This is a genomic window from Candidatus Pseudothioglobus sp. uisw_070, from assembly GCF_059512545.2.
Genome location: NZ_CM183456.2, coordinates 108,517 through 121,080 on the forward strand (window position 1 = coordinate 108,517; position 12,564 = coordinate 121,080).

A 12,564-nucleotide genomic window follows, 5' to 3' on the forward strand; every position below is an offset into this window, starting at 1 on the left:
ATGACTGTATCTGAAAAATCTGCCAAAGTTTAATCTAAGGCATTAATAAATATTATCAAAATCAAAGGAGAAAATGATATGTTAGGAAAAAAGATTGGTTCAATTTCTGGACCTGCAACAAATAAAGTGTTGTCAGCTGAAGGTTCATTGCCTAAGTTCAGCACTTCTACAGAAGGTGTTGGAACACTTGCCGGAGCAGAAGTCCAAAGTATGGCAACTTATAATTCCAGTATGAGAGAAGATGGCACACTTTATGGCGAGTGCCCTAATCAAGGTGTAATAATGACACAGGATGGAGTAGCCACATTCAGGGCAACAGGAATGGGTACTTTTACAGCTGAAGGCGGGTCAAAATTTAGAGGGGCGTGTTATTTTCAAGCATCTGCACCATCACTTTCAAGTCTTAATGGTGTTTGTTGTGTTTACCATTTTGATGTTGATGCAGAAGGAAGTGCCACTTGGGATATTTGGGAGTGGAACTAGTTCGAAGTAATCTTTATAATTATTGCAGAGAAATAAGATAGTCGTAGAGAACTAGAATAAGATGAGGCCCTATATAAGGGCCTTAATTTTTTAACCTCCCTCACAGATGAAGTGAAGTTTGGACTTTTCTAATTAAGTGATAATAAAATTTGTATAATTTGCAATTTAAACTATATATCAATTTGGATTATTATGATCGATCCACGCCAAGCCAATAAGGCGGCATACAAGAAGTATTGTGACACATTTCGTATAAACGCAAGTGGAGGGCTATTCACCGCCTGTAAGGAATTCCATAGCGAGAATGCAGCCATTCATGTCACTGCACCAATAAATTTTGTCAATGGTTTTGCTGGCTTGTATGAGGCATTGTATAAACCATTGCTATATGCCATGCCCGATCTTTATCGCCGTACTGAATTGCTTTTTTCTGGCAATGCTAAGGGTGGTGACTGGGTGACAGGCCATGGTCATCTTGTTGGAACCTTTAAGAAAGACTGGATGGGGATTCCCGCAACTGGACAAATTGTGTTTATACGATTTGGCGAATTTCACCGCATGGAAGATGGTCGCGCATTAGAATCCTATTTATTTTTTGACATTATTGACCTGATGCGACAGATTGATCGCTGGCCACTGCCTGTTCCAAGCGTTGGTGAAGAGTTTTTTATTCCTGGCCCCATTACTTGTGATGGGATTGTGATGGCGCCACAAGATGATGCTGAGAGTAAAAAAAGCGTCAATATGGTCTTTGACATGTTGAAGTGCCTTTACACAAAAGACGAGGCATGGCGTCCCTACTGGCATGAAAACATGATGTGGTACGGACCGGCTGGTTATGGTAGTTATATCGGTATTGATGGTTTTGCTCGGTTCCAAATGCCTTACGAAAGTGTTTTTGATCCACGCCGAAAAGGAGAAACTGGTTTAACCGGTGAACCCGGCTCAGATTTAGATAAAGCTGTCAAAGGACATTTCACCAGATTTGCAGAAGGAAATTATGTGGCATCCGGTGGATGGCCGTCTCATGGAAGCTATTTGACAAAGGACTGGTTGGGAGTGAAAGCTTCGGGACAGTTGTTCGCAGTTCGTGTTGCCGACTGGTGGCGTCGCGATGGCGATCTGCTAGTTGAGAATTGGGTGTTTGTCGATCTTATCGATATGTTGTTGCAGCTTGACTATGATGTGTTTGAAGCGGTGGATATTAAATTGGACTTATAAAAATAGATAGTTGTTAATCGTTATCGATATGACTCATTGAATAATATTCATAAATAACTACCATCCCTCGTTTATTTATTCAGACTTTGAAGGTATGGGGGAGGCTCATTGAGCTTGGCTTACTATTAATAATCCCTCCCTCATACTTCAAAGAGGACTTGGTATTTAAGTTAATTTATAGAAAATAATTCTACTAATCTACTAAAAAATTAGAAATAAAATATTTTTATTCTATTTAATTTAAATAAACACTTTTAATTACTATAATTAAAAAAAATAAATTTATATTAAAAAAATCCAAAAGGAAAAAAAATGACACTAAAAATAAACAGTATAGCTCCAGATTTCAAAGCCAAAACTCAAGAGGGAGATATATCTTTTCACGATTGGCTTGGAGATAGTTGGGGAGTATTATTTTCCCACCCAAAAGACTTTACACCAGTTTGTACAACTGAGCTTGGTGAATTGGCTAAGATGAAACCTGAGTTTGATGCAAGGAATGTAAAAGTTATTGGTTTAAGTGTGGATCCAGTTTCTGATCATGTTAAGTGGTTAGAAGACATTAAAGACGTATCAGGAAGCAAACCAAATTATCCAATCATTGCTGATGAGAAATTGGAAGTTGCAAAACTCTATAATATGTTAGAGGACGATGCGGGTGTTGAATCCATGGGACGTACTGCAGTTGATAACCAAACAGTTAGAACTGTTTTTATTATTAGACCAGACAAAAGAATTGGATTATTTTTAACCTATCCAATGGCAACAGGAAGAAACTTTAATGAGATATTGAGAGCTATCGATTCCATGCAATTAACAGTTACACATAAAGTTGCTACTCCGGCGAATTGGAACAAAGGTGAAGATGTGATTATTGTTCCTGCTGTTAAAGATGATGAGGCTAAAAAGTTATACCCAAATGGTTGGAAAACTTTAAAACCTTATTTAAGAAAAGTTCCAGATCCTTCTAAATAGAATGTTTATTCAAAAGCAAAAATAGCAAACTTGGCAGGGGCCAAATTGTGGGTAATGTGTCAAGTAGTGGCATTGGTTTAAATTGGATTTTTGAATGTAAGTCTTGTGGCTTCGCAATCCAAACGGATATATATTCAGACTCTTAGGGCTACGGGGGGAGGCTCATTGAACTTCGCTAAGTATTAATAATACCTCCCTCACACAAGAAACGAAATTTGGACTTTAGTCCAAGTTGATATACAATCCTAGTATGAAGAAACTGCTCCTACTTTTAATTCTATCCTTCTTCTCAGCTCAAAGTTTTGCGGGCTCGTGCCCTGATGGCAGTGAGCCAGTCAAGAGTATTTCTGCTGATGGTAGTTATTTTGTTTATAACTGTGGTGGGCTTGTTACTGGAAGTGCTTCAGGCGTAAGTGAAGATGATAGTGTGAATATTGTTGTTTCAGGGCGCTTCACAGAAGATCAATCTGATGTAAATGATGATTACCAAGTGCATTATATTTACTTTCTAGCATCCGACACGCCCGACAAGCGATTAGATGTTAATGGCTGGATTGAAAAACTCGCATTAAAAGCTAATGCAGACCTTCTGTATTGGTCAGCTTTAAGTCCAAATTCTAAGGGAGTTGGTCAACAGTTTAAGCTCGACTATAGGTTAGATAGCAAGTTGGATATCACTTTTTTAAGGGCAACTGTTCCTGAAAAAACGATTAATTCTGTTCAAGTGCCTGCAAGTTATATATTTAACTATATAAGAAAAGCAGGGTTTGATAATTCTAGAAAAGTGTATGCGATATTGGTAGGGTTTAATACGTACGAGGGGAACAGCAAGGGTGGTGAGGGCGGTATTGCGCTGATGACAGTGTTCATTCCGGCTGCTAAATCTTATTCTCAAGATGAAAGAGAGGCGGTGATTTTGCACGAGTTGATACACACCCAAGGAGTTGGATTTACCTGTGGTAAACGAGATATTGGGCAAAGCGGCCATATTCAAGGCAATGATATAATGGGTGAGAATCGTAATGGGATGAGTCGAATAATAGACAAATTCAATGATACCTACTACCGCCATAATATTCAGGAGTGCCCTGACATGTCAAAGAGTGTTTATCTAACACCAACAGCAGAGGACTCTTGGGACCCGTATGAGGTTTTCTGTAGAAGAAATACTGGTGGATTCACGTTTAACCCAGAAAAATTTTATGGTTGTAAAGATAGGCCGGCTATTAACTAAGCAACCGATGGTGGTGAGGCAAGAGCTCACTAAGTACACCTACCCTCGTCTCAAGTTACAAGAGTTATGGGTTAGTCCACTTGAAAACCTTGCTCCAACTGTTATTAAGTTAGTAGCTGGAACTGGCACAAGTACTTAACTGTTCTCAGGTTCACCTTTGTTAAGCACTAATCTAGCCCTCCCTCACACATCAAACGCAAAAGTTGCTTTTATAGGCCTTAATTGTTTCTTTCCTAAAATCATATCTGCTGCACGAGCAGCTATCATTTGAGTTGGGGCATTTAAATTTCCTGAAATTATTTGCGGCATAACAGAGGCATCGACCACGCGAAGATTTTTGATTCCGTGTACTTTCATTTGGTCATCAACAACTGCCATTTCACCGCCCCCCATAGCACAAGTACAGCTGGGGTGATAATCGGTCTCCGCGGCATCTCTTATAAACTGCTCAATGTCAGCCTCAGATTGCACTTGTGGACCCGGTATTAACTCGACCCCCCTGAATTCATCAAATGCAGGCTGTGAAATGAGTTCACGCGCTTTTTTAAATCCATTCACCATATCAGCTAAATCTTCTGAGTCTTGGAAGTAATTAAATGTCATTAATGGTTTTTCAAGTGGATTTGCAGACTTTAGAGTTACTTGCCCCCTACTTCGAGGTCGCAGATGATCTACATGAATTGAAAAAGCTTGTAGTAAGGATATTTTGTCGTCATTATATTCAATTCCTACTGGACCAAAGTGATACTGAATGTCAGGATATGCTAAACTTGGACTGCTTTTTATCAGTCCACCCGCTTCCCAAATATTTGAAGTTGCGATTCCCTTTCTAGTAAAGACCCATCTTATACCGGTTGCTAATTTTCGATGAGGTTGATTAACTTTATGTATTGGAAAACTTTTTTTGCATGCGTATTGTAATATGACACATGAATGGTCTTGAAGGTTTTGGCCAACACCGGGGAGATCTGTATGAATGTCTATTCCATGCTCTTTTAGATGCTTTGATGGGCCAATACCAGAAAGCATCAGTAAATGTGGGGAGTTTATTGCCCCACCCGATAGTATTACTTCTTTATTAGCTTTTACTGAATGAAGCTTTCCTTTGTGCCTAAAGGAAACCCCATTTACTGAATTACCTGTAATATTTATTTTCATGACCTGTGCTTTTGTGAGGAGCGTTATATTTCCTCGAGCAAGGGCTGGCCTTAGATATGCTCCAGCAGCACTGCATCGACGCCCATGTTTTCGGGTTGCATCAAGCCTTGCTATACCTTCGGGATTAAAACCATTAAGATCTTCAGAATAACCTTGTCCAGATTGTCGTCCCGCTTCTTCAAGTGCATCAAACAAAGGATTATCAAAAGAACCTTTTGTGACGCCAAGATTGCCGCTACCTCCTCGCCACTCATCTTCACCACGATCTGAATTCTCTCCTTCTTTAAAATAAGGTAAGCATTGATCATAAGACCAATCCTTTAACCCACATTCAGTTTGCCAGCGATCATAATCTAATGGATGACCTCGCATATAAACCATTGAGTTAATAGACGAAGAGCCTCCAACAACTTTACCTCGAGGCATTGGAACATTTCGATCAAAAAGCTCTGGTTCATTCTCGGTTGAATAATTCCAGTTTATCTTTGGGTTTCGGTAAGCTTTATAAACACCAGCAGGTATATGGATCATCAAATTGTAATCCATTGGACCCGCCTCTAAAACTAAGATCTTATGTTTCTTATCTTCACCAAGCTTATTTGCAAGTACACAACCTGCTGAGCCGGCGCCAACTATTACATAATCATAATTTTCCATAAAACTCAACGCTTAAAACACTTTAAGCAATAGTTTAAATTAACTCTCCCTCACACATCAAACGAAATTTGGACTTTAGTTCTAGTTGATATTCAGTTCCAGAGTAATCCTCTGCTCATTTCACCTTAATATCTTTTTTATTAACCTCATGATAGTATTATGGTAAGAAACAAACTTTAATATTGTGCAAATTATTGATTAATAAATTTTGAACAGTTAGTTCAATTGGGTATAGAATACTATTAATTTTCTGGGGTATATTATGAGATTGTTATCCAAGTTTCCACCACTTTTTCTTTTACTGCTGCTTTCAGTTTTCATTTCAGCATGTGGTGGTGGAACTGGCACTCCAATACCAATTGAAGGTATGGCTTCTCCAAGGAATATTCCTGTAGTGCCCGAAAACAATTCAAATTCATCTTCACTTAACGCCTCATCTTCAAACTCGTCTGGTTTCTCTGCCTCATTTGGTGGATCAACTTCGGATTATTCAAAAGAACCGGTTTATTCTTGGGTTAAAACAACCTCTGGAACAGAGATGTTGGAAGAGATTAACTATCTCTTATGTATTATGAAATTGGCTAATCTAGATGATTACCCAAACGCAACATACCGTGCAAAACATAATGCAAAACTTTGTCGCCTTCCTTCAAGTTTATATCCTTTAGTTGGTGTGGGACCTGTCGATCGTGAAATGATAGTAACAACATCTCGCTCTTCTGCGACAGCTCCATATAAGCAGACTATGTGGGTTTCAATACCTTACGGAGCGGAAGAAGAAAATTATGAGTGGCCAATGGTTTTCGATATGGAGATAACCAAAGAGCCTTCTTCTTCCCAGCCCCTAGGAGAATTTATACTTACTTACAATCAATTTGCCGCTTTAGCTCCGACTCAAACTTCCTGGAATGGACTTATTAAGGCCTATAGTGAAAATGGTAAAAACTACGTAAGTGCAGTTTTTAAAATTGCACGATCAGATCAGACGGACGCTCGTGAACACTTTGATACTTATAGCACTATGATTATTGAGATTGATGGATCAGGCGCTCTAGTTGGAATGGCAAAACTTGATGAGCCCAAATGGACCTCAGATTTCGCAGCTGACATTGTTCGTAAGGTTTCTAAAGTTAATTTTAATGCTGACTATATTCATGAGCAAAAAACTGGTGAAACTGCAGTGTGTTCTTCTCAAAACAACAAAAAGCAAAATGTTTGGGATTATAAAATGTTTTACAAAGATACTGGCGCATCGCTAAATATGAATGGTGGTTTTCCAGTGACGTACACCTTGGGAGGCGTTGCAGGTAAGCGCGGCTGGGCTGATAAGTGGAATCTTTGGACTGATGTTGAGGCTGACAACCCGACTGTTATAACTTCAGATGATAGTAACGGCTATGTATACGATGTTGTCAGGTCTGCAGGCAAGTTATTAAAGAGAACTAAAGGCACTAGAACGCTAGCAACCGATGAAAAGTTAGTTTATTGGTATCGAACTACTGAAAAAGATTATAAGGTTAAATGGAACGGGTCTACTTTTGTTTCTGATGATTCTGTAACGGGATACGTAGCTGCTCTTGCTGAATTAAACGCAGCGAACGACTCTGGAGAGAGTAGATGGCCTCACTCAAGGCGTTTAAATCAACAGGTCAAGTATACCGGTAGTAGTACAGTAATTTATTGGGCTGAGGAATGGATAAAGCCTTGGAGTAGTGAATTGTCGGGTGGCAACTTATCTTTTACTTGTTACGGATTTTGTCCGCAGGGAGAGGTCTCACAAACCTTGGCAGGTCTTGATACATGGGATGAAACGGCTGTTAATAATCAAGAATCAGGTGCTTTTTCCACCTCGGGTAAGGCATTTACTTTTGATTCAAGTAACATGCTGCTTGAATACAATAATACTGCTGTCGTATTAGATCCGAGTGTCAGTAGTTCGAATGATATTAGATTTGAATTGAGGTTAGCCCCTTCTGGGTCATCAGTATCAGATTGGTGGGATATGGATGAACTGCCAGTTAGTTACATATGGTTCAGTGGTTCAAAAGATTGGAATAAGTCGATCAACTTTAAAAAACGCTCTACAAGTGCGTTCCATCAGTTTTCAGATCCCATCAATTTTGACTACACCCATCTAACTGCCAATGATTTGAATGGTGATTCAACATACAACAACATCGGCTACTATTTAGAATATGACGGTGGCCTTCATGGAATTCCTTCCAATGAAGTGGACGGTGATTGGATTCGTGAGATTAGTCTTAAGGATGGCGATATATTTAATGGCAAAGCAAAACTTGCTGGGAGAGAGCTTGTTCTTAAAGCCGTTGGTATTGAGAAAAATCCAGTCTTAGCGAGTGGGCAGTGTGGGGACTTGAGTTTGGATAATGTAACATTGAGTACACCCAATCCTGCCATTACTATCACTACAACTAAGACCTGGGCCGATCGGTTAAATGTATCGGGATTACCAAGTGGATACAAGGTTATTGATGGGATTGCCCAGTAGGAGATTGTCTAAGCACCACTTTTAATTGCTTTATTAAAAGTGGTGTGCATTTTTAAGGACTAATTGTTGGCGAGAGCAATAATTTACTAGTATTGTTTCCTGAAGCTGCCAAAGAGCGGCATCCAGCTAAGAATAAAGAACTAACATTGAGGCTTATAATGGAAAATTTATGATTAATTCTCCAGTGAAGTCTTTGCTCCTCTTAGTCTTCAATACTGCACAACATCTACCTCACACAAAAACCGAAGTTTGGACTTTAGTTCAAGTTAGAAATAATCTAATACCATCTAACCATTCCAATAATTCCTGCTGTTGCGTAAAAGAACTGAAGAAAAAGTATCCCTTTATGTCTTCCTAGATAAGCCCAATATCCAATTGAAAATGCTGATACTAACAATAAAAGAAAGCCAGTAAATTCGACTCCAATATTCAATGCCACCATCATTGAGTACATTATTGCTGTTACAACTCCAAACCATTCTAAAACTTTACTTTTCATTATGCTACCCCTGGGTTTGCTTATTGACTTGTATTTGCCAAAGTCTCGCATATTGTCCATTGAGATCTAGCAACTGTTGATGCTTGCCTTGCTCGACAATAGTACCATTGCCAAGCACAATAATTTGATCGGCATCGACAATGGTGGAAAGGCGATGAGCAATCACCAGCGTTGTGTGCTTATGCGCCAAACTCGCTAACGCCTTTTGTACCATTTTCTCCGAATATGAATCAAGCGCCGAAGTGGCCTCATCAAAAATCAATATCGTTGGATTTTTTAACAGCACTCGGGCAATCGCTAGGCGCTGCTTTTCTCCGCCTGAGAGTTTTAAGCCTCTCTCGCCAACCAGTGTGTCATAGCCTTGCGGCAAGGAGTCAATAAAGCTATCAATAAAACTGAGCTTCGCTGCCTGTTTAACTTCGGCTTCGGTTGCACCCGTCCGACCGTAAGCAATATTGTAGTAAATGCTTTCATTAAACATCACCGGATCTTGAGGTACGACGCCCATCACGCCGCGCACTGAGTCTTGGGTGAATTGTTTAATATCTTGCTGGTCAATGCATATTTCACCGCTAGAGATATCATAAAAACGAAAGAGCAGCTTAGCAAGTGTTGATTTGCCCGCACCAGAAGGACCGACAATCGCTACTTTTTGTCCTGGCTTAAGAACAAAGTTAATATTGCTTAGCACCTGCTGTTTGCCAGCGTATGCAAAAGAGACGTTGTTAAATTTAACCTCGCCTTGGGTGACTTTGAGCTCTGACGCATTGGCAATATCGGTAACTTTAGAGGAGCGATCTAATAGGTTGAACATATTGTTCATGTCAATGAAATTATGTTTTATTTGACGATAAATAATGCCCAAACCACCGAGCGGAATAAAGAGCTGTAAGAGGAGTGCTTGAATCATAATAAGATCGCCTAAGCTAAGGCTCTTATCAACTACACCTTGTGCTGCCATAATCAAAACAATGGTCACACCGATAGCTATCACTGCGCCTTGGACAAAATTAAGCGCTGTCATGGAAGTAAAGCTTTTGGTGGCAAGATCTTCCCAGCGCTGCATCGTATCACCGTAACGATCGACTTCAAATTTTTCTTGATTGAAGTATTTTACGGTCTCATAATTAATCAAACTATCGACCGCATTGGTATTGGCCTCAGATTGCATATCATTCATTTGATAGCGATACTTCATCCGCCAAGTGGTAATGGCCAACGTTAACGAAACATAAAAGAACACAGTTAATAAAGAGACGCCAGCAAAAAGAAGGTCATAATTTAGCCATAAAATACCGATTACTAAACATATCTCAAATAATGAAGGCAGAATATTAAAGACAAAAATGGAGAGTAAGGTGGAGACACTTAGAGTTCCCCGGTCAATATCACGGGTAATACCGCCAATGCGACGATCCAAATGAAAGGATAAGTCCAAGGTGTGTAAATGCCTAAAGACGCCAAGTGCAATCAAGTTCATCGCGTGATAGCGGACTTTGGCAAAAATGGCGTCACGAAGCTCATTAAATAGTGAACTTGCCAGTCGTAAAAGGCCATAAGCTAGTAGCATGCCAAGCGGCAACACTAAGACTAAATTCGTCTGATCAAGACCATCAACGATCTCCCTTAGCGCAAGGGGAACTCCAACATTAGCCAATTTCGCCAACATTAAAAAACTAACAGACCAAATAACACGAGCTCGCATTTTGAGTAAATACGGCAGGAGCTTTTTTAAAACCTTAATATCTCTGGTTTTAAAATCGTAAGCCTTAGTTTGGTTACTGCTTGAATTCATCGAAGATAGAACAGCATAAAAAACAACATTATCATGTTTATTTGATTGTTGATGGAGATATTATTGCCTCACACATCAAACGAAATTTGGACTTTAGTCCAAGATGATATACAATCCTAGTATGAAAAAAACTACTACTTGTACTCTATCTGACGCTCTGAATTCAATTCGACTTCCATTAGGAATGAATCCATAATTGTATGTTTAATATATACTTACTAAATGAAAAACCAAGACCCTCCCTTAGATATTTTAAAGCCTCTTGTCACCCTTTTCAATAATGGGAAATTAAGACAGTCTTTATCTGAATCTAGCCAAATGCTGGAAACATTCCCAAACTCAATTGTGCTGTGCAATATTTCTGGGGCTTCGAGTGCTGGATTAAAGCAATTTGATGCTGCTCTTAAATACTATAAAAAAGCCTTAGAGATTAACCCTGACTATGCTGAGGCTTATTACAATATGGGTATTGCCCTGAAGGATAATGGCGATTTAGATGCCGCTATCGACAGCTACAAAAAAGCGTTAGAGATTAAGCCTGATTATGTTGGCGCTTACTTTAACACAGGTAATATCCTAAAGGATACAGGGGATTTAGAAGCTGCTATCGATAGCTATAAAAAGGCTTTAGAGATTAAGCCTGACTATGCCGAGGCTTATAATAATGTTGGTATTGCTCTTGAGGATAAAGGTGATTTAGAAGAAGCTATAAATAGCTATAAAAAGGCTTTAGAGATTAAGCCTGACTATGCTGAAGCTAGAGAAAATCTTATTTTATTACTCACTAGTTATATCCCTCAAAAAGATAATTCACATCTGATAGTGGAACTTAATGAAAAAATTAGAAAAATTGATATAAAAGATAATATTTCAAAAATTATTACTGATGACCAGGTTGTAAGTTTATTTGCAAAGTCTCAGGATTATATAAACTCATTTGACTTAGATATTAAAATTAAAAAATCTCAGGCTTTTCGACGAAATTCAGTTAACTTAAACTGTGAAAGACACCTGCTAATATTTGATAAACATGATGTAATTCCTGAGTTTTGTTTTAGCTGTTACAAAGTTCAAGTCGAACCTAGATCAATAATTGAATTAATAAAATTATTTATTATTTTTGATCAATTGGATCTTCAAGAAAATAATACTCGAAAATGCATGATAGAGTTGAGACCTGAAATTTCTGGATTTTATAAGGGGCTTATATATTGCTCTTCCTTGAAGCAAGCTAATCAAATATCTGAGTATCTTGATATAACCATTAAACAAAGTATTGGCCTAGGATTGTGTTCAACAGTTAAACGAGGCTGCTCAGAATATGCAATTTCTTATCCTGATTATAAAGAAATCAACAATACAGGGCCACAAGTAATGAACTATAAAAAAGAGTGGGAAGTTATTGAAGAGTCTCATGATAAAAATGAACCTTTCTTCCACAACGATAAATTAAGAGTAAGCCTTCCTGGTTTGAATCTAAGTGATATTCTAATTATTCGAAAGTGGATAGATTATGCAAAGGGTATTGGAGATCCAAGTGCTGAGTTATTAAACCAAAATAAAATCCATTATCAGTTGATTCATGATCGAGCTAGAGCACGACTTAATTCATTTGACCTAACTACCCTCTAATAATTTTATCGAAGTAGAAAATTTAAAAAAAATATAGAAAACTACTCCTAATCTTCACTTACCCTTTACACCTATTATTTATAATTGTGATTATGATAAAAAAATATCTATTTGTATTCTTAAGTTGCCTAATAAGTGTTTCATATGCAAACTATTTAGATGATTGGACTAATGAGGACCTCTGTAGATGGATGGATGCAGACATAATTCCTGAGCATATTTCAGAAGAGATTTATACGAGAAAGATAGTATGCTTTAACGATTCTGAGGTTATTGAGTTAACAAGTCAAGCGACCTATATTAGTGAACACGGAACTGTTTTTCCCTCACCTAAGCCTTCTGCAAAGGCAAATACGGGTAGTGGTTTGCGTTTTAGATTCACGTACAAGATAACTTTATGA

Annotated in this window: 11 protein-coding genes; 8 read left to right on the forward strand and 3 right to left on the reverse strand. The window is 38.5% G+C overall.

Annotated features, from left to right (window positions below):
- Positions 1-78: 78 nt before the first annotated feature.
- The 5 genes from AC5YGD_RS00510 (at position 79) to AC5YGD_RS00530 (ending at position 4,052) form a co-directional block, all read left to right on the forward strand.
- Positions 79-483: a hypothetical protein gene (locus AC5YGD_RS00510; protein ID WP_496141616.1), complete on the forward strand. Its 405-nt coding sequence runs from the start codon at positions 79-81 to the stop codon at positions 481-483.
- Between the two features lie 192 nt (positions 484-675).
- The gene (locus AC5YGD_RS00515; RefSeq protein ID WP_496141617.1) at positions 676-1,704 is read left to right on the forward strand and encodes an ester cyclase; all 1,029 of its coding nucleotides are present in this window, start codon (positions 676-678) and stop codon (positions 1,702-1,704) included.
- A 312-nt stretch (positions 1,705-2,016) separates the two neighbouring features.
- Positions 2,017-2,679, forward strand: a complete 663-nt coding sequence (locus AC5YGD_RS00520) for a redoxin domain-containing protein (protein WP_496141618.1) — start codon at positions 2,017-2,019, stop codon at positions 2,677-2,679.
- Positions 2,680-2,929: 250 nt separating this feature from the next.
- A complete protein-coding gene (locus AC5YGD_RS00525; RefSeq protein ID WP_496141619.1) occupies positions 2,930-3,913 on the forward strand; it encodes a hypothetical protein in 984 nt (327 codons plus the stop codon).
- Entirely contained in the window at positions 3,882-4,052 is a 171-nt protein-coding gene (locus AC5YGD_RS00530) for a hypothetical protein (RefSeq protein WP_496141620.1), read from the forward strand. Before AC5YGD_RS00525 ends, AC5YGD_RS00530 begins: the two co-directional genes overlap by 32 nt.
- A gap of 44 nt (positions 4,053-4,096) precedes the next feature.
- On the opposite strand, the gene AC5YGD_RS00535 is transcribed toward AC5YGD_RS00530, so the two are convergent.
- Positions 4,097-5,728 carry a choline dehydrogenase gene (locus AC5YGD_RS00535; RefSeq protein WP_496141621.1) on the reverse strand — a complete coding sequence of 544 codons (1,632 nt, stop codon included), beginning with the start codon at positions 5,726-5,728 and terminating at the stop codon, positions 4,097-4,099.
- 262 nt (positions 5,729-5,990) lie between these two features.
- Between AC5YGD_RS00535 and AC5YGD_RS00540 the strand changes: the two genes are divergently transcribed.
- Positions 5,991-8,237: a hypothetical protein gene (locus AC5YGD_RS00540; protein WP_496141622.1), complete on the forward strand. Its 2,247-nt coding sequence runs from the start codon at positions 5,991-5,993 to the stop codon at positions 8,235-8,237.
- 277 nt (positions 8,238-8,514) lie between these two features.
- On the opposite strand, the gene AC5YGD_RS00545 is transcribed toward AC5YGD_RS00540, so the two are convergent.
- Positions 8,515-8,736 (reverse strand): hypothetical protein, encoded by a 222-nt coding sequence (locus AC5YGD_RS00545; RefSeq protein WP_271541667.1) that lies wholly within the window; start codon positions 8,734-8,736, stop codon positions 8,515-8,517.
- Positions 8,737-8,740: 4 nt separating this feature from the next.
- The gene (locus AC5YGD_RS00550) at positions 8,741-10,531 is read right to left on the reverse strand and encodes an ATP-binding cassette domain-containing protein (protein ID WP_496141623.1); all 1,791 of its coding nucleotides are present in this window, start codon (positions 10,529-10,531) and stop codon (positions 8,741-8,743) included.
- Between the two features lie 222 nt (positions 10,532-10,753).
- On the opposite strand from AC5YGD_RS00550, the gene AC5YGD_RS00555 reads away from it, so the two are divergent.
- Positions 10,754-12,163: a tetratricopeptide repeat protein gene (locus tag AC5YGD_RS00555; RefSeq protein WP_496141624.1), complete on the forward strand. Its 1,410-nt coding sequence runs from the start codon at positions 10,754-10,756 to the stop codon at positions 12,161-12,163.
- A gap of 92 nt (positions 12,164-12,255) precedes the next feature.
- Positions 12,256-12,564, forward strand: coding sequence for a hypothetical protein (locus tag AC5YGD_RS00560; protein WP_496141625.1), 309 nt, complete (start codon positions 12,256-12,258; stop codon positions 12,562-12,564).